The sequence below is a fragment of the Corallincola luteus genome (assembly GCF_004336975.1).
GTDB classification, from domain to species: domain Bacteria; phylum Pseudomonadota; class Gammaproteobacteria; order Enterobacterales; family Neiellaceae; genus Corallincola; species Corallincola holothuriorum.
Genome location: NZ_SJXE01000007.1, coordinates 161,070 through 178,886 on the forward strand (window position 1 = coordinate 161,070; position 17,817 = coordinate 178,886).

Sequence of the window (17,817 nt, forward strand, 5' to 3'; positions counted from 1 at the left end):
TTTACGTACGACTAAATAGCTATTCGGTTACGAATGGCTATTTTTTTGAGAGTTACACCACCGGCCAGGGGTGAGAAAACAAGAGATGGAAGAAGTCGCAATGCAGGCGTGGTGGGAGTCCAGCCACTTTGCTGGAGCCAATGCAGCCTATATAGAGCCGCTGTATGAAGCCTACTTAGAAGATCCTGATTCTGTTGATATAGAGTGGCGACGTATTTTCGATAAGTTGCCGATAGTTAAGCCTGAATCGACAGAACAGTCACACATTAAGATACGCGAGTATTTTCGGACGTTAGCTAAAGAGGGCAACCGCGGTGGCGGGCAAGTCTCAGATCCGGAGCTAGATGCAAAGCAGGTTAAAGTCCTGCAGCTCATCAACGCGTTCCGTTTTCGCGGTCATCAACACGCAAACCTAGATCCCTTAGGGTTATGGCGCCAAGAACGAGTCCTTGATCTTGATCCGAGTTTTCATAATCTTGAAGGTGACGATTTTGAGCGCGAGTTTAATGTTGGTTCATACCAAGGTGGTAGGGAAACCATGCCCCTTGGAGAGCTTATTGATGCACTGAAGCAGACCTATTGTGGTTCTATCGGTGCAGAATATATGCATATCACTTCGACAGAAGAGAAGCGCTGGATCCAAAGCCGTTTAGAGCCGAAGCATGCAGCGGTTCATTTTTCAAAAGAAGATAAGCTTGAGTTTCTTGCTGGCTTGACCGCAGCCGAGGGATTAGAAAAGTACCTAGGTGCTAAGTTTCCTGGCGCTAAACGTTTCTCATTGGAAGGTGGTGATGCACTTATTCCGATGCTTAAAGCGTTGATCCATCATGCCGGTGAAAACGGTGCGAAGGAAGTGGTTGTCGGTATGGCGCACCGTGGCCGACTTAACGTTTTAGTAAACGTGTTAGGCAAGAAAACGGGCGAATTATTTGATGAGTTTGCCGGGAAGCATTCAGGTGGTTGGGGGTCTGGTGACGTCAAATATCATCAGGGGTTCTCATCCGACTTCGAAACGGAAGGGGGTAAGGTTCATTTAGCCTTAGCTTTTAACCCGTCGCACCTGGAAATTGTAAATCCTGTGGTATTGGGCTCGGTTCGGGCACGTTTAGACCGCCGTGGTAACCCTGATACTAATACTGTGCTGCCTATTACTTTGCATGGCGATTCGGCGATAGCCGGGCAGGGTGTCGTGCAAGAAACCTTTAATATGTCCCAAGCGCGGGCGTTTAAGGTTGGCGGTACCGTGCGTATCGTGATCAACAATCAGGTTGGTTTTACTACGTCTAATCAAGAAGATACCCGTTCAACACAATATTGTACCGATATCGCTAAGATGGTGCAGGCGCCTATTTTCCACGTTAATGCTGATGACGTTGAAGCGGTGGTCGAAGTGACCAAACTGGCGCTGGATTTTCGTAATACCTTTAAACGTGATGTGTTAATCGACCTCATCTGTTATCGCCGTCATGGCCATAATGAAGCGGATGAACCTAATGCTACTCAGCCGTTAATGTACCAAAAGATCCGCAAACATCCGACGCCGCGTAAGCACTACGCTGACCGTTTGATGGCTGAGGGTACTTTGGAGCAGAGCGAAGTCTCACAAATCAACAATGATTATCGTGAGTCGCTGGACCAGGGCGAGTGCATGGTTAAAGAGTGGCGGCCGATGGAGTCACACTCTGTCGATTGGACGCCATACCTTGGCCATGATTGGGATGCGAATTATGACTCTACTGCTTCAGTAGAACGATTACAGCATTTGGGCGCGCTGATGTGCAGTTACCCCGAAGGTCATAAACTGCAATCCCGCGTTGCCAAAATCTATAATGATCGTTTAGCCATGATTAATGGTGAACGTGCGCTTGATTGGGGCGCTGCAGAAACCTTAGCTTACGCCACGCTGCTGGATGAAGGTTATGATATTCGTTTAACCGGGCAAGATAGCGGCCGTGGAACCTTCTTTCATCGGCACGCAGTGTTACACAGTCAGCAAGATGCAACGGCGCTCATTCCGTTGAAACACCTACATGAGAAGCAGGGTAAGTTCGAAGTATTCGATTCGGTATTGTCGGAAGAAGCGGTACTTGCATTTGAGTATGGTTATACCACTGCTGAGCCTCGTGGCTTGACGATATGGGAAGCGCAATTTGGTGATTTTGCCAACGGCGCACAGGTCGTTATAGACCAGTTCTTAAGTTCCGGTGAGCAAAAATGGGGACGTCTATGTGGCCTGACTCTGCTGTTGCCTCATGGTTATGAAGGACAGGGGCCAGAGCACTCCTCTGCAAGGTTGGAGCGTTTTCTGCAGCTGTGTGCTGACCATAATATGCAGGTGTGTGTACCGTCGACTCCTGCGCAGGTATTTCATATGCTTCGGCGTCAGGTGCTTCGTAAGATGCGCCGGCCACTAATCGTCATGTCACCTAAGTCGTTGCTGCGTTTGCCTGCAGCTAGCTCTTCTTTAGATGAGCTGTCAAACGGGCGTTTCCACAATGCGATACGTGAAGTTGAGGATATCGATCCGAAAAACGTAGAGCGTGTCGTATTGTGCTCTGGCAAGGTGTATTACGATCTGGCTGAACAACGACGTAAGTCCGAGATTAATAATATTGCCATCATCCGAATCGAGCAGCTCTATCCTTTCCCTCATGAATGTCTGGCTGAAATTTTTAAAGACTATCAGCATGTTAAAGACTTCGTTTGGTGTCAGGAAGAACCTCAGAACCAAGGTGCTTGGTATTGTAGTCAGCACCATTTCTGGACTGCTATTCCGAAAGGAGCCTCTTTGGTATACGCCGGGCGCGAAGCATCGGCAGCACCGGCGGTGGGTTACGCCTCTGTACATATTGCTCAACAACAGGCGTTAGTGAACGACGCACTGATGATTGATAGCTAATTGCTAGGAAGGAACGAATAAAAATGACAATCGAGATTAAAGTCCCGGTACTCCCTGAATCAGTTGCTGATGCCACAGTTGCGACCTGGCATAAACAACCTGGAGAGGCAATTGCTCGTGACGAAAATATCGTTGATATCGAGACTGATAAAGTTGTTCTCGAAGTAGTAGCGCCTGAAGACGGTACCTTGGTAGAGATCATCCATCCCGAAGGTGACACTGTGTTGGCAGAGCAAGTGATTGCTAAGTTCAAGGCGGGTGCAGTCGCAGGACAGGAAGTGGCTCCAGCTCAAGCAGCACAGGCACCGGCAGCCAGTGAGGCCGCTGAAGCTGCTTCAAATGATGTCTTGAGTCCTTCGGTTCGCCGTATCTTGGGTGAGAAAGGTATCACTGAAGCGCATGCCATCGCGGAAATTAAGGGCACAGGTAAGGGCGGTCGCATCACTAAAGAAGATGTCGACGCCTATGCCGCAAAAGCGCCGGCCCCAGCAGGTGCTGCCGTAGCTGCAGTTGCAACTGGGCGCAGCGAAAAACGCGTACCGATGACTCGTTTGCGTAAGCGTATTGCCGAACGTCTGCTTGAAGCAAAGCAGTCTACAGCCATGTTGACAACCTTCAATGAAGTTAACATGAAGCCAATCATGGATATCCGTAAGCAGTATCAAGAGCAGTTTGAAAAGAAGCACGGTATTCGCTTGGGCTTTATGTCTTTCTATGTGAAGGCTGTGACCGAAGCATTGAAGCGTTATCCAGAAGTAAATGCATCCCTTGATGGTGATGATCTGGTTTATCACAACTATTTTGATATCAGTATTGCAGTATCAACGCCCCGCGGCTTGGTGACGCCAGTACTAAAAGATGCTGATACGCTGTCGTTAGCACAAACTGAGGACGCCATTAAGCAGCTGGCGCTTAAAGGGCGTGATGGTAAGTTGACTGTTGATGAGATTATGGGTGGCAACTTTACCATCACTAACGGTGGTGTGTTCGGCTCACTAATGTCGACGCCAATCATCAACCCGCCGCAAAGTGCGATCCTGGGGATGCATAAGATCCAGCCACGCCCTATGGCCGTTGATGGCAAGGTAGAGATTTTACCTATGATGTATCTGGCGCTGTCGTACGATCATCGAATTATCGATGGCAAGGAGTCGGTTGGCTTCTTGGTGACGATTAAAGAACTATTAGAAGACCCAACACGTCTTCTGTTGGATCTCTAAATTTAAGTTTGCCCCGCTTTAGCGGGGTCAATAAAGAGCTGAGGGCATATAAATGCCCAGGCTATGTTCCCATCATTCAAACTGGATAATGTCCAATGAACTTGCATGAGTATCAGGCAAAACAACTGTTTGCCGAATATGGACTGCCTGTCTCCGAAGGTTTCGCGGTAGATACACCGCAAGCAGCCGTTGAAGCTGCTGATCGAATCGGCGGTGACATGTGGGTAGTAAAATGTCAGGTACACGCCGGCGGTCGCGGAAAAGCGGGCGGTGTAAAACTGGCGAAGAAGAAAGACGAAATTAAGGCCTTTGCCCAAGAGTGGTTAGGTAAGAATTTGGTCACTTATCAAACTGACGAAAAAGGTCAGCCTGTTACTAAGATTTTGGTTGAATCATGCTCTGATATCGACCAAGAGCTCTACCTGGGTGCCGTCGTTGACCGAGCCACGCAGCGTGTTGTTTTTATGGCATCAACTGAAGGTGGCGTAGAAATTGAAAAGGTAGCGGAAGAAACACCTGAACTCATTCATAAAGCAATGATTGATCCTTTGGTTGGCCCGCAAGCTTATCAAGCGCGTGATTTGGCTTTTAAATTGGGCCTTGAGGGACAACAGATACGCCAGTTCACCAAGATCTTTATGGGTCTGGGTAAAATGTTCACCGATTATGATTTTGCCCTGTTGGAGATCAACCCGCTAGTTATCACTAAACAGGGTGATCTGCATTGCTTAGATGGCAAGATCAATATCGATAGCAACGCTATGTATCGCCAGCCTAAACTGCAAGAGATGCATGATCCGTCGCAGGAAGATGCTCGTGAAGCGCATGCAGCCCAATGGGAACTGAACTACGTAGCGCTTGATGGCAGCATTGGTTGTATGGTCAATGGTGCGGGCTTGGCAATGGCGACGATGGACATTGTAAACCTGCATGGTGGTGAGCCAGCTAACTTCCTCGATGTTGGTGGTGGTGCAACGAAAGATCGCGTGGTTGAAGCATTCAAAATTATTCTGTCTGACGACAATGTAAAAGCTGTCTTGGTGAATATTTTTGGTGGCATCGTTCGTTGTGACTTGATTGCGGATGGCATCATTGGCGCAGTAGAAGAAGTGGGTGTCGAAGTGCCAGTAGTGGTTCGTTTAGAGGGCAACAATGCAGAGTTAGGTGCTAAGAAATTGGCTGATTCTGGATTAAACATTATTGCAGCAACTAGCCTGACTGACGCAGCTCAGCAAGTGGTTAAAGCAGCGGAGGCTAACCAATGAGTGTTTTGATTAATAAAGATACTAAGGTTATCTGCCAAGGTTTTACCGGTGGTCAGGGTACTTTCCACTCGGAGCAGGCCATCGAGTATGGTACGCAGATGGTCGGTGGCGTAAGCCCAGGTAAAGGCGGACAGACGCATTTAGGCCTTCCTGTATTTAATACCGTCAGCGAGGCTGTGGCAGCGACTGGCGCAACAGCGTCAGTTATTTATGTACCAGCTCCTTTTTGTAAAGATGCGATCCTTGAAGCAATTGACGCTGGTATTAAGCTGATTGTCACTATTACTGAAGGTATACCAACATTGGATATGCTGGAAGTGAAGATCAAGCTTGACCAATCTGGCGTACGCATGATTGGACCTAACTGCCCAGGCGTCATTACACCGGGTGAATCTAAGATCGGCATCATGCCTGGTCATATTCATAAGCCGGGTAAGGTGGGTATTGTTTCCCGCTCAGGAACGTTGACCTATGAAGCGGTTAAACAAACAACCGATGAAGGCTTTGGTCAGTCAACTTGTGTAGGTATCGGTGGTGACCCTATCCCTGGCACAAACTTCATTGATGTTTTGGCTATGTTTGAGAAAGATCCTCAAACTGAAGCTATCGTGATGATTGGTGAGATTGGTGGTACAGCAGAAGAAGAAGCAGCGGCCTTTATTAAGGCTAACGTGACTAAGCCAGTCGTTTCCTATATTGCTGGTGTTACAGCGCCTGCAGGCAAACGTATGGGCCATGCTGGTGCCATCATTGCAGGCGGGAAAGGAACAGCAGACGAGAAATTTTCTGCCCTTGAAGACGCTGGCGTTAAAACAGTACGTAGTCTTGCTGATATCGGTGCGGCACTAAGAGAGATTGCTGGCTGGTAATTTCCGGAGCGCTAATCTCTGAGAGGTCACCTTAAGGGTGGCCTTTTTCGTTTCTGTTTTTGCCACGGCTGCGCAGGCGATTAAAGTGAGCGAAAGAGGATCACTCTTTTAGCGGTCTCTATTTCAACTATTAGATATTTTGTCTGGAGAGCACATTGGCTATTTGGGAGCGCTGTCGCGCATGGGTGTTTCAACTCCTGTTCTTTGTCTTGGTATGGTGGGTTGTTCAGTGGCTGTATACGCAGAAGCTGCTCGACGTGGGAGAAACGCTTCCCGCCTTTGAGCTTGTTACGCTGGAGCAGGAGGTTGTTTCTAGTGATTCGTTACGAGGGCGTCCAACGTTGCTCTATTTTTTTGCCCCCTGGTGTGGCGTATGCCACTTCAGTATCGATGCGGTAGATGATCTTAAGCTGAGTAATCCAAATCTGAATGTCATTGCGGTAGCTTTGGACTATCAGTCAACGACGGAAGTCGATGAGTTCATTGCTCAACATGATTTAACTATACCAGTGGTTTTAGGTGACAGGGCGATGGCTAATGCATATAAAATCACTGCTTTCCCTACCTATTACACGATAGATTCTGCAGGCATTGTTGTCTCAAAGGATATGGGGGTAACAACTTCGGCCGGTTTGTTGGCTAGAACTTGGTTGGCAAAACAATAAGTGGCGGATTTTTTTACATTCCCTAATCATATTGCGCTAGAAAACGCGCTGTAAACTTCTTTTAAAGTTGCTTAGGGAAGTGTTTGTCGATGCTTCATCGAATTGTCACATTTTACAGCTATTTTTAAAGGCTTTTTTGCGCAAACCCGCGTCCTGTCGGTGCCTCAGAGAGGTTGGCTACATTTGCACAAAATTAGGGCAATTTGGCTGCAGGCCGCGTCGTTTCTGGGCTGAAGTCAGTTATCCACCAAAACTGTGGATAAGTGTGTTGATAGCTATGTTACACATGCCTAGAGGCCGCATTGTTACGTTTCGAATTGCCGATTCGTCACTATTGCCAGATGGTTTTAACGCATTGATTTTAAATTGTTTTTTAAACCATTTGTTCGTTAGATAAACGCAGTGGTTAAAAGTTGTACAGCTTCTTGTTGTTACATTGTCGCTGTGCATTACTTTCTTAAAACAATAAAAAAACAAGAGATTTTTTTGCATTTTTCGTTCCATAGTCTAGATTGTGTGAGCTTTCTCATGTCAAGGGCTTTTAGGCTAAAGATTGTAGTGAAAATGAGAAAATAAGGCGCTAGATCAAGTTTAGTTTGCTCATCGCCTGCGCTCAGCCCAATATTCTTTAAAGATTCATATACTCTGGTAAATAGTGATCTTTTTAGGTGTTTGTCCGTTAATGATTTGCGAACCTTAAATTTATTCATCTTTTTGTCATGATTTGTTGCCTTTTGATTTTGTTCTGTAGCAGATGAGATGGGTGATCCGAGCAGTTAAACCATGTATATTCATAACCCCTGATTTGTTTGGCCTTCTGAATGCAAAATCTGCTCTCATCCCCTATAGCACCAACCTTAAAACGTATGACTTTACCCATTTGCCTGGGGATGGTGATGCTGATGAGTTTTAATTTGGTGGACACTTTTTTCATTAGCTTGTTGGGGACTGAGCCATTAGCGGCAATTAGCTTTACCTTCCCAGTGACCTTTTCAATTATCAGTATGGTGATTGGCTTAGGCATTGGTACTTCAGCAGTGCTCGGGCGATTTGCGGGTCAGGGAAAATCAGAAGAGGCCAAAGCCCATGGTACGGCCGCGATCTATTTAACCGCCTTGTTGGTTGCAAGCTTATCTTTAGTGACCTTTTTGCTTGCTGATGAGATCTTTTCACTTCTAGGCGCTTCTGACGCGCAGATACGCTTAGTCATGGAGTATATGAACTTATGGCTTTTAGGTAGTGTGTTCTTGGCCTTGCCTATGGTCGGTAATGCTGTATTTAGAGCTAACGGGGAAACTAAGCTACCGAGCCTTTACATGGCGCTTGGTGGTGCGATCAATGCGGTGTTAGATCCACTGTTGATATTTGGTATTGGGCCATTCCCAGAGATGGGGATCAGCGGGGCGGCGTTAGCCAGTGTCATTTCATTTTTTATCGGCTCTGTCATTATCATCACCGTACTAGCAAATCGTCACGGTTTAATTAATTGGTTTCCGTCTGCCGGACTCCTCCAAGCTTGGCAACGCATTTTGAATATTGCTTTGCCTGCGGCAGGTGCAAATATGCTCACGCCGTTGGCTATGGCCGTCATGACAGCTATGGTTGCAAGTTACGGTGCTGCTGCGGTGGCTGCGTACGGCGTTGGTACTCGTCTAGAGTCAATTGCCAGCCTAGTGGTGTTGGCCTTGTCTATGTCATTGCCACCGCTAGTGAGCCAAAATCATGGTGCAGGTAACTGGCTCCGAGTCCGAGAAGCTTACTTGTTGGCGATTAAGTTTGTAATGATTTGGCAAGGGGTTGTTTACCTTCTTTTGTTGGCTACAGGTGGCTTCATCGCTAGCGCGTTTAGTCAGGATGAATCTGTTGCCGATATCATTATGTTGTTTATCTTAATCCTTCCATTTGGGTATGGTTTTCAAGGCGTGACGATTTTGACAAACTCCAGCTTTAATGCGCTCCATCAACCTCACCGAGCACTGTTACTTAGTTTTGCGCGCTTCTTCCTCTTCTTTGTGCCTTTGGCTTATTTGGGGGGGCAGTGGTTTGGTATCCAAGGCCTGTTTCTCGGTGGTTTGGTCGGTACCATATTGACCGGGGTGATTGCTTTCTGTTGGTTTCGCAAACAGCTTAATTTACATCTGCAGGAGGCGTAATGAGTAAGCCTTTTAAGCTCCATTCCCAATTTGCACCGGCCGGTGATCAGCCGCAGGCAATCGAAAAGTTGATTGATGGTTTGGAGGCGGGATTAGCGCACCAGACCTTATTGGGAGTAACGGGTTCAGGTAAAACCTTTACCATGGCGAATGTGATCGCTGAGCTAAACCGGCCAACTTTAATCATGGCTCACAATAAGACATTGGCGGCGCAGCTTTATGGAGAAATGAAAGAGTTTTTCCCTAACAACGCTGTTGAGTATTTTGTTTCTTATTACGATTACTATCAGCCCGAAGCCTACGTGCCGACCACGGATACCTTCATCGAAAAAGATGCGGCCGTTAATGCTCATATTGAGCAGATGCGTCTATCTGCAACTAAAGCACTGATGGAGCGTCGAGATGTTATTTTGGTGGCCTCTGTGTCCGCCATTTATGGCCTTGGCGATCCGGACGCTTACTTAAAAATGCTATTGCACCTTCGTGTTGGCGACATGATTGATCAACGCGCGATCCTACGCCGTTTGGCGGAGCTGCAATACACTCGCAATGACGTTGAGTTCCAGCGTGCTAATTATCGGGTGAGGGGAGATGTGATTGATATTTTTCCGGCCGAGTCAGATAGAAATGCAATCAGAGTCGAATTGTTTGATGAAGAGATTGAGCGCTTAGTCGAATTTGATCCTTTGACTGGCGCGCAGGAGCGAGTGTTACAGCGTTATACCATCTACCCTAAGTCTCATTACGTGACGCCGCGGGAACGGATACTGGAAGCCGCTGAATCGATAAAGTTAGAACTGAAAGAGCGACGAGAGCAGTTGCTATCGATCAATAAACTGGTTGAAGAGCAACGCATTTCGCAGCGTACTATGTTCGACATCGAGATGATGAACGAATTAGGCTATTGCTCCGGCATTGAGAATTACTCACGTTATTTGTCTGGTCGCACACCGGGCGAGCCACCACCAACGCTGATTGATTATCTACCGGCAGATGGGCTAGTTATTTTAGATGAATCCCATGTGACCGTGCCGCAGATCGGAGCCATGTACAAGGGCGACCGCTCCCGCAAAGAAACCTTGGTCGAGTTTGGCTTTCGTCTCCCTTCGGCCTTGGATAACCGGCCGCTACGCTTTGAAGAGTTTGAGGCGATCGCACCGCAAACTATCTATGTCTCGGCAACGCCGGGAAAATATGAGTTAGAGCGTTCAGGCGGTGATGTGATTGAGCAAGTTGTTCGTCCTACGGGCTTGTTGGATCCGGAAATCGAAGTTCGTCCAGTGGCTACACAAGTGGACGATTTGATGTCAGAAATAAATCAACGTGTGGCGCTCAATGAGCGTGTATTGGTAACGACACTTACCAAGCGTATGGCGGAGGATCTGTCGGAGTATTTGGACGAACATGGTATACGCGTGCGCTATTTGCATTCTGATATTGATACCGTTGAGCGGGTAGAGATTATTAGGGATCTGCGTTTGGGTGAATTTGATGTGTTGGTAGGTATCAACCTATTACGAGAAGGGTTGGATATGCCAGAAGTGTCTCTGGTTGCCATTCTGGATGCCGACAAAGAGGGCTTTTTGCGCTCCGACCGCTCATTGATTCAAACCATGGGGCGTGCAGCACGTAATGTTCGGGGTAAAGCTATCTTGTATGGTGACAAAATCACCGGCTCTATGCAGCGTGCGATTGATGAAACGACTCGCCGTCGAGCTAAGCAGGAAGCACATAACCTTGAGAATGGCATTGTCCCAACCGGGCTTAATAAGAAAATTGCTGACGTCATGGATTTAGGTCAGAAGTCAGGTAAAAAACAGAATAAAGCGTTGGCTATTGCCGAGCGAAAGGCGAGTTATGTACCTGCAGATCCTGCTCAGTTGGCGAAGCAGATCGCCGAACTAGAAGCAAAGATGTATGAACATGCAAAAAATTTGGAATTTGAAGAGGCCGGGCGTATACGTGATCAAGTGAAACAGTTGCAACACTCTATGGTTGTAGGCTGAGCCCGCAGCGATGAAATAACTTTTGCCAAGTTTGCTGCTGGTGTTTAGCGGCTGTTTTGATGCGTTGATAGTAACCGTCATCACTGGTCAATAAACCTATGGTGTTGCTCACGTCAGTGTCACCATACAGCGGATGTAGCAACGGCTTCACCTCCTGCAGTTCTCGTAATAATTGCGAGACTACTGGTTGTACGGTGGTTGCATAGTAACCACGCAAATACCCCTTAAGCCTTTTCGCAGCGGGGCTTGGCTTGTTGTCTATACAAGTAACTTCGGGTAGCTTAACTCGTAATAACGCATTGGTGATGGCGAGCCAAGCAAGGGTGTTCTCGCTGTCTATAGCTAGCTGCCCCAGATAGTGATTGCCTTGGAGCTGGTACAGTATTTGTTCAAAAGACTGATCTAGTTGCTGGGCAAACGTTAGTGTTTGATGCATCTGTTCGTTTAGCCGGGAGAGACCTTCGATAGCAGTGGAGCGGCCGCGGCGGGGCAAGTGACGCTGGCTTGGCGGTTTAAATAGGCCGCGAATTATTGGATCACTCCACAGTACCTTTTGCCATACACTGGCGAGCTGTTGCTGTTTGGTTTGTCTCAGCGTTTTTAACCATTTTATTTGCTCATTGCTTTGCTGCTGTTTAAGGCATAGCTCCAAGGTTGAGAGCAGTTGTGTCTCATAAATCAGTTGTTGAGACGCCGTCATTACTTTCCCTAAAATGCTATTTCGCTCTCCCATGCGTAGTGTTAAGCCACATTCTCTGTACTGCCAGATCTCTGTCATGCTGTAGCGGATCTCTTTTAACGGGGGCGTCTTGTCCGCAGCGGATGGAAGGGGAGAAACGGCGGAGATTAAGGGAGGGGTTAGCTCTAGGTGCTCATCTCCTAGTAACCGGTTGAGGCGAATATGGTTTTGATAAAGAGCCTCGTCGGCGGGCGAAATTTTGCTGCAGCTCAACAACAAAAAGCTGCAGCACAAAAGGTAGATGAGTTTGGTTGTTGCTATCGCTTTTGCCAATGGCTTTTAACTCGATATTGATTCAGACGTAGGCCAAACAAAATCGCCGCGGAGCTAAGGCCTGCAATAAAGCCGATCCAGAATCCTTTCGCCCCCATCGCAGGTACCATTATGTCTGTCATACCCAAGATGTAGCCGATCGGTAAACCTATGCCCCAATAGGCGGCGAGTGTGATGATAAATATCGCCTTACTGTCCTTATAACCGCGCAGAGCACCAGCGCCTATTGCTTGAACTGTATCCGGTAATTGATAGATCGCGGCAAGTAACAACAGGGACGCTGCCAAGTCAATGACATGATTGTCGTCAGTGTAGACATCTGCGATCAGGTTTCTTAGGACTACAGTCGCAACGGCAGTGACTAAAGCTATTAGTAGGCCAAAGGCGATGCCACTTTTTACGGAATAAAGCGCATCTTCGGATCGTTTTGCGCCTAGATTTATACCAACACGTATCGTGACAGCCATGCCAATTGACAGCGGGATCATAAATATCATCGAGCTAAAGTTGATCGCTACTTGATGTCCGGCTACATGAGCTGCTCCTAATGGGGCAACCAGCAGAGCAACCACAGCAAACAATGAGACTTCAAAAAACAGACTTAATGAGATTGGAATGCCGAGTCTTAAAAGGCTGCTGATCTGGTGCCAGTGCAGTGCCGGTATGACTTCGACTAATGACACTTTCTTGTAGTGCGGATGTCTGCGAACATAGAGCATCATCCCTAGCATCATGCACCAGTTAACAATGGCCGTTGCCCAACCACAGCCTGCCCCCCCAAGCGCTGGCAGACCAAACTTACCGTAGATAAAGACATAGTTCGCTGGCACGTTAAGGATCAGTCCTAGTAACCCAATCAGCATGATGGGACGCGTAAAGTCCATCCCCTCAGACATGTTTCGTAGTACTTGGAATACAACAAATGCGGGTGCCGACCAGACAATTCCTTTGAGGTAGCCAAGAGTAAGCTCAGCCAAATGGGGATCATCAACCATGCTTTCAATAATGATTGGCACTACGGGTGAGCAGAGCAGAAGTATGGCAACCATGGCCAGCCCAAGGTAGCCTGTTTGCCAAACAGCATTGGCTATATTGTGTTGCGCTTGTGCACCATAGTAGTGTGCAGTGATAGGTGACAGCGCCATAATTAAGCCTTGAACCAGCAATAGCACTGGTAGCCAGATGCTTGTTGCGACGGCAACAGCTGCGAGATCTGTCGGAGACACTGTACCTGCCATCGTCGTGTCGATAAATGACATGACCGTAGTGGCGAGGTTGGCGGCAAATATCGGCAGACATAGGCGTAGGATCTGCCTTATTTCGCGCGTAAACTTAGCGCTGATTACTTTCATTCTTAACCTAATAAAACTTCTTGGAGGCGCATGTTTACAGGAATCGTGCAGTGTAGTGCAAGGGTCAGTAGTTTTGAACATAAAGCTAATATTAGCCGTTTGACGGTTATGCCGCCGGACACCTCTTATTTACAGCGTCTTACGACTGGTGCAAGCATCGCGATTAATGGTGTTTGCCTGACTGTGGTTAGCTTTGATAGTGAGTCCGTGAGCTTTGATCTGATCAACGAAACTCTGCAACGTTCTAATTTGGCTCAGCTAACCCTTGGTTCGTTTGTGAATTTTGAGCGAGCAGCAAAATGGGGTGACGAGATAGGTGGTCATCTTTTATCTGGGCATATCCAAACCCAAGGCGTTGTTGAACAAGTGAGCGAGTGTGAAAACCAATATGATATCGAAGTTAGTATCGCCCCTGAATGGCACAAGTATGTGCTGGAAAAAGGCTATATAGCTGTAGACGGAATTAGTCTTACTGTCGGTAAGCTGACGGAAAGAGGTTTCTGGTTGCACATTATCCCGGAGACGCTGCGGCTGACCACTTTAGGTGGTAAACCTGTTGCAAGCGGCGTTAATTTGGAGATCGATGCTCAGACGCAGGCTGTCGTTGATACGGTTGAAAGGATGCTGTTGAACACCAAAAACGTTTAGCGCTCGATAATTCTCGAGTGACGCGTTTGGAACCTATTTGGCACAAAAGCGTTAAAACAACTGCTCGTCGTCACCATCCACTGCGACCGTGGTTGTGCCGTCGGCAGAGGAATGGCCAACCGTGATATGAATACTGCAACAACAGGCTGGACAGTCTTCATAGTAGTCTTCATCACCGCCAGTACTGTCTATTTCTGCGGTATAGTGATGACCACAGTGGGGGCATTTAATTTGTTGCTTTAGTAGCGGATCCATGATGCCGCTCCCGTGCTCAAGTCATTCCTGTTTCAGTATGGCTGTTTCTTACTGTTTATGCCTTAAGTCGGGGAAGCCACTCTTCGATTGCCTGATTCAGCTCAACCAATGATGAGAATTTTGCATCTGCGATTGCGAACTGTACCAGTGAGGCTTGGCTTGGCTCAGGCACGGCAAAGGTTGTCATTCGAGCCGCTTTGGCTGCGATGACGCCGTTGAGGGAGTCCTCTATTGCGATGCATCGGGTGGCAACGACATTTAATGCATCAGCGCCGTCCAAGTAGACTTGTGGGTGCGGTTTCCCTAGAGCTAGATGCTCCGCGGATATCAGCGCTTGGAACTTATCTTTAATCTGAAATTTTTGCACCACAGTGTCAATCAGTCGCATTGGTGAAGAGCTGCAGATAGCCAATGGGTATCCACCTGCAGATAAGCGTTCTATCAGCGGCAATACGCCTGCCATTGGTTTGGCTGTTTGTTCTATCTGCGTAATCACCCGATCCATAATGGCATCCTGTAACACTTGGGACGGGGTGTCGAAAGTAAAGCGTTGCTGCCAATAAGACACCACTTCGTCGATCCGCAACCCCGTGGTTTGATAGGCCATATCTTCGGTTATGGGCACGCCGTACGATTGAAATGCTTGTGCTTCTGCAGCCCGCCATAAGGGCTCCGAATCAACGATGACGCCATCCATATCAAAAATGACAGCATCATAGTTTTCGCTCTGTTGGCTCGAGGCGGAATTGGTCGTCATAAGGCGCTCGTTTTAATATCTGGTTGTGTTTGGTTAGAGCCCATTAAGAACCAAGCAAATGGTAATAGTTCAAATTGCATTTGCTACGCTCTTTTCTTATAGTGGGCGGCTATTAAAGACAATCTCGTCTAAGCACAAAAAGCATCCTCATTTGGGATGTTTTTTGTTTTTTAATTGCATGTGGCCCTTGGTGTGGGTCACCACTGTAAATAAGGATTCTAATCAATGCCTGTAATCACTCTCCCTGACGGAAGTCAACGTGTCTTCGAATCGCCCGTAACTACTATGCAGCTCGCGGCGGATATTGGTCCCGGTTTAGCTAAGGCGACCATTGCTGGCCGTGTTAATGGTGAGCTGGTGGATGCTTGTGATGTTATCAGTAGTGACGCCGAAGTCAGCATTATTACGGCGCGAGACGACGAAGGTGTTGAGATCATTCGCCACTCCTGTGCGCACTTATTAGGGCATGCCATTAAGCAGTTATGGCCAAATTGTAAAATGGCTATCGGGCCGGTGATCGACAATGGCTTTTATTACGACGTTGATCTTGACCATGCGTTGAGCCAAGACGATCTGGATGCGTTGGAAAAACGCATGCTACAGCTGGCAAAAACTAATTACGACGTTGTGAAGAAAAACGTCAGTTGGCAGGAAGCGCGAGATACGTTTGAAGCTCGAGGTGAAAGTTACAAAATCGAGATTTTAGACGAAAACGTGCCAAAAGATTCACAACCTGGCCTTTATCATCATGAAGAGTATGTTGATATGTGTCGTGGACCTCATGTACCAAACATGAAGTTCTGCCAGCATTTTAAAGTTCAAAAAGTTGCCGGTGCTTATTGGCGCGGTAATAGCGACAATAAAATGTTGCAGCGTGTTTATGGCACGGCGTGGGCCGATAAAAAGGCGCTTAAAGCGTATTTGAAACGCTTAGAAGAAGCTGAAAAGCGTGACCACCGTAAGATCGGTAAAGCGCTGGATCTGTTCCACTGGCAGGAAGAAGCGCCTGGGATGGTGTTTTGGCACGCCGGTGGCTGGACCATTTTCAAAAATCTTGAAGATTTCATGCGTGGCCAGCTGGTGAAGTTTGGTTATGAAGAGATCCGTGCGCCATTGATTCTGGACGTAACGTTGTGGGAAAAGTCAGGTCACTGGGATAAGTATGGTGACATGATTTTCTCTACAGAATCGGAGAAGCGCGATTATGCGGTGAAGCCGATGAACTGCCCTGGCCACTTACAGATCTTTAATCAAGGTTTGAAGTCGTATCGTGATCTGCCATATCGCATGGCCGAGTTTGGATTGGTGCACCGTAATGAGCCGTCTGGATCATTACATGGTTTGATGCGAGTTCGCTCATTCACTCAGGATGATGCCCACGTATTTTGTACTGAGGACCAAGTTCAGCAAGAGGTGTCGGCGTGTATCGAGATGGTGTTTGATACATACAAAACGTTCGGTTTCGATGAGATTGATGTCAAACTGTCTACGCGTCCTGAGCAACGTGTTGGCTCTGATGAGGTTTGGGATAAGTCAGAGCAAGCTTTGGCTGATGCCTTGGCGGCAAATGGTCTTCAATATCAAGTTCAGCCAGGCGAGGGCGCCTTCTATGGCCCGAAAATTGAGTTTACCTTGTATGACTGTCTTGGTCGCGCTTGGCAATGTGGCACCATCCAGCTCGATTTTTCTATGCCGGGACGTCTTGGTGCATCATATATCGGTGAAGATGGTGAACGTCATGAACCTGTGATGATCCACCGTGCCATTTTGGGGTCGCTTGAGCGCTTTATTGGTATTTTGACAGAAAACTACGCGGGTTATTTCCCTGATTGGTTGGCACCAACACAAGCAGTCGTCATGAATATTACTGATAAACAGGGCGATTATTGCGATGAAGTGGTTAAAAAGTTGAGATCTGAAGGTTTTAGAGCAAATGCGGACTTGAGAAACGAGAAGATAGGCTTTAAAATCCGCGAGCACACTCTAAAACGCGTTCCTTATTTATTAGTAGCAGGGGACAAAGAGGTGGAATCTGGTCAAGTGGCTGTTAGAACTCGCAGAGGTAAAGATCTCGGAGTGATGCCAATTGATGATTTCATCAACCTGCTGAAGGCCAGCGTTTCTGAGAAAAGATTAGATATCGTGGAGGAATAGCCATTAAAGGCAAAGGTGGAAGAAGAGGGCCGCTGCAACAGAAGCCCGCAAACCGTTTGAACGAAGAGATCACTCTGTCAGAAGTACGCCTCGTAGGCGTAGAAGGTGAGCCTCTTGGTGTTGTTACTATCACTGAAGCGTTAGAAGCTTCAACTGCCGCAGGCATGGACTTGGTGGAAATCAGTCCAAACGCAGAGCCGCCGGTATGTCGAGTGATGGATTACGGTAAGTTCCTCTACGAGAAGAGCAAGGAACAAAAAGAGCAGCGTAAGAAAACCAAACAGATTCAGGTTAAGGAAGTTAAGTTCCGACCTGGCACAGATGAAGGCGATTACCAGGTAAAACTGCGCAACCTGGTTCGTTTTCTTGAGGCGGGAGACAAGGCCAAAGTCACACTACGTTTTCGTGGTCGTGAAATGGCCCACCAGGAGCTCGGTATCAAGTTATTGAACCGAATTAAAGAAGACCTGGTTGAGATTTGCCAAGTGGAGTCATTCCCTCATCGAGTGGAAGGTCGCCAAATGGTAATGGTACTCGCGCCAATTAAGAAGTAACTCAGGCC

The 17,817-nt window shown here is 47.5% G+C and carries 14 protein-coding genes; 10 read left to right on the forward strand and 4 right to left on the reverse strand.

Going from position 1 to position 17,817, the window contains the following annotated elements; all coding sequences use genetic code 11:
- Window positions 1-85 precede the first annotated feature (85 nt).
- The 7 genes from sucA to uvrB all read left to right on the forward strand — a co-directional run bounded on the left by sucA (window position 86) and on the right by uvrB (window position 11,077).
- A complete protein-coding gene (gene sucA / locus EZV61_RS14155; protein WP_114336502.1) occupies window positions 86-2,899 on the forward strand; it encodes a 2-oxoglutarate dehydrogenase E1 component in 2,814 nt (937 codons plus the stop codon).
- A gap of 23 nt (window positions 2,900-2,922) precedes the next feature.
- Window positions 2,923-4,119: a 2-oxoglutarate dehydrogenase complex dihydrolipoyllysine-residue succinyltransferase gene (gene odhB, locus EZV61_RS14160; RefSeq protein WP_131416378.1), complete on the forward strand. Its 1,197-nt coding sequence runs from the start codon at window positions 2,923-2,925 to the stop codon at window positions 4,117-4,119.
- Between the two features lie 95 nt (window positions 4,120-4,214).
- On the forward strand, window positions 4,215-5,384 hold the full coding sequence (sucC, locus tag EZV61_RS14165; RefSeq protein WP_130565664.1) for an ADP-forming succinate--CoA ligase subunit beta: 1,170 nt from the start codon (window positions 4,215-4,217) through the stop codon (window positions 5,382-5,384).
- Window positions 5,381-6,253, forward strand: a complete 873-nt coding sequence (gene sucD / locus EZV61_RS14170) for a succinate--CoA ligase subunit alpha (RefSeq protein ID WP_131416380.1) — start codon at window positions 5,381-5,383, stop codon at window positions 6,251-6,253. The genes sucC and sucD overlap by 4 nt, the downstream gene beginning before the upstream one ends.
- 155 nt (window positions 6,254-6,408) lie before the next feature.
- Window positions 6,409-6,918 carry a TlpA family protein disulfide reductase gene (locus EZV61_RS14175; RefSeq protein WP_165569616.1) on the forward strand — a complete coding sequence of 170 codons (510 nt, stop codon included), beginning with the start codon at window positions 6,409-6,411 and terminating at the stop codon, window positions 6,916-6,918.
- A gap of 821 nt (window positions 6,919-7,739) precedes the next feature.
- Window positions 7,740-9,071: an MATE family efflux transporter gene (locus tag EZV61_RS14180; protein ID WP_114336508.1), complete on the forward strand. Its 1,332-nt coding sequence runs from the start codon at window positions 7,740-7,742 to the stop codon at window positions 9,069-9,071.
- Window positions 9,071-11,077, forward strand: coding sequence for an excinuclease ABC subunit UvrB (gene uvrB, locus EZV61_RS14185; RefSeq protein WP_131416384.1), 2,007 nt, complete (start codon window positions 9,071-9,073; stop codon window positions 11,075-11,077). Before EZV61_RS14180 ends, uvrB begins: the two co-directional genes overlap by 1 nt.
- Here uvrB and EZV61_RS14190 read toward each other — a convergent pair.
- Together EZV61_RS14190 and EZV61_RS14195 are read right to left on the reverse strand one after the other, a co-directional pair.
- Window positions 11,061-12,029 carry a DUF3080 family protein gene (locus EZV61_RS14190; protein ID WP_165569617.1) on the reverse strand — a complete coding sequence of 323 codons (969 nt, stop codon included), beginning with the start codon at window positions 12,027-12,029 and terminating at the stop codon, window positions 11,061-11,063. The genes uvrB and EZV61_RS14190 overlap by 17 nt on opposite strands.
- A 44-nt stretch (window positions 12,030-12,073) precedes the next feature.
- Entirely contained in the window at window positions 12,074-13,441 is a 1,368-nt protein-coding gene (locus EZV61_RS14195; protein WP_131416388.1) for an MATE family efflux transporter, read from the reverse strand.
- A 30-nt stretch (window positions 13,442-13,471) separates the two neighbouring features.
- Here EZV61_RS14195 and EZV61_RS14200 point away from each other — a divergent pair, with 30 nt between their 5' ends.
- Window positions 13,472-14,089: a riboflavin synthase subunit alpha gene (locus EZV61_RS14200; protein WP_131416390.1), complete on the forward strand. Its 618-nt coding sequence runs from the start codon at window positions 13,472-13,474 to the stop codon at window positions 14,087-14,089.
- Between the two features lie 51 nt (window positions 14,090-14,140).
- On the opposite strand, the gene EZV61_RS14205 is transcribed toward EZV61_RS14200, so the two are convergent.
- Window positions 14,141-14,344: a CPXCG motif-containing cysteine-rich protein gene (locus tag EZV61_RS14205; protein WP_131416392.1), complete on the reverse strand. Its 204-nt coding sequence runs from the start codon at window positions 14,342-14,344 to the stop codon at window positions 14,141-14,143.
- Window positions 14,345-14,399: 55 nt separating this feature from the next.
- The gene (gene hxpB, locus EZV61_RS14210) at window positions 14,400-15,101 is read right to left on the reverse strand and encodes a hexitol phosphatase HxpB (RefSeq protein WP_131416394.1); all 702 of its coding nucleotides are present in this window, start codon (window positions 15,099-15,101) and stop codon (window positions 14,400-14,402) included.
- Between the two features lie 225 nt (window positions 15,102-15,326).
- On the opposite strand from hxpB, the gene thrS reads away from it, so the two are divergent.
- Window positions 15,327-17,255: a threonine--tRNA ligase gene (thrS, locus tag EZV61_RS14215; RefSeq protein ID WP_131416396.1), complete on the forward strand. Its 1,929-nt coding sequence runs from the start codon at window positions 15,327-15,329 to the stop codon at window positions 17,253-17,255.
- Complete coding sequence (gene infC, locus EZV61_RS14220; protein WP_407642894.1) at window positions 17,252-17,809, forward strand: translation initiation factor IF-3; 558 nt, start codon at window positions 17,252-17,254, stop codon at window positions 17,807-17,809. The genes thrS and infC overlap by 4 nt, the downstream gene beginning before the upstream one ends.
- The last annotated feature ends 8 nt before the right edge of the window (window positions 17,810-17,817 follow it).

Excerpts from the sequence above, each read along its gene's own strand:
- sucA (WP_114336502.1), top strand. The coding sequence starts at position 86 with ATGGAAGAAGTCGCAATGCAGGCGTGGTGGGAGTCCAGCCACTTTGCT.
- EZV61_RS14200 (WP_131416390.1), top strand. The coding sequence starts at position 13,472 with ATGTTTACAGGAATCGTGCAGTGTAGTGCAAGGGTCAGTAGTTTTGAA.
- hxpB (WP_131416394.1), bottom strand. The coding sequence starts at position 15,101 with ATGACGACCAATTCCGCCTCGAGCCAACAGAGCGAAAACTATGATGCT.
- EZV61_RS14180 (WP_114336508.1), top strand. The coding sequence starts at position 7,740 with ATGCAAAATCTGCTCTCATCCCCTATAGCACCAACCTTAAAACGTATG.
- odhB (WP_131416378.1), top strand. The coding sequence starts at position 2,923 with ATGACAATCGAGATTAAAGTCCCGGTACTCCCTGAATCAGTTGCTGAT.
- EZV61_RS14205 (WP_131416392.1), bottom strand. The coding sequence starts at position 14,344 with ATGGATCCGCTACTAAAGCAACAAATTAAATGCCCCCACTGTGGTCAT.
- EZV61_RS14195 (WP_131416388.1), bottom strand. The coding sequence starts at position 13,441 with ATGAAAGTAATCAGCGCTAAGTTTACGCGCGAAATAAGGCAGATCCTA.
- sucD (WP_131416380.1), top strand. The coding sequence starts at position 5,381 with ATGAGTGTTTTGATTAATAAAGATACTAAGGTTATCTGCCAAGGTTTT.
- thrS (WP_131416396.1), top strand. The coding sequence starts at position 15,327 with ATGCCTGTAATCACTCTCCCTGACGGAAGTCAACGTGTCTTCGAATCG.
- uvrB (WP_131416384.1), top strand. The coding sequence starts at position 9,071 with ATGAGTAAGCCTTTTAAGCTCCATTCCCAATTTGCACCGGCCGGTGAT.
- sucC (WP_130565664.1), top strand. The coding sequence starts at position 4,215 with ATGAACTTGCATGAGTATCAGGCAAAACAACTGTTTGCCGAATATGGA.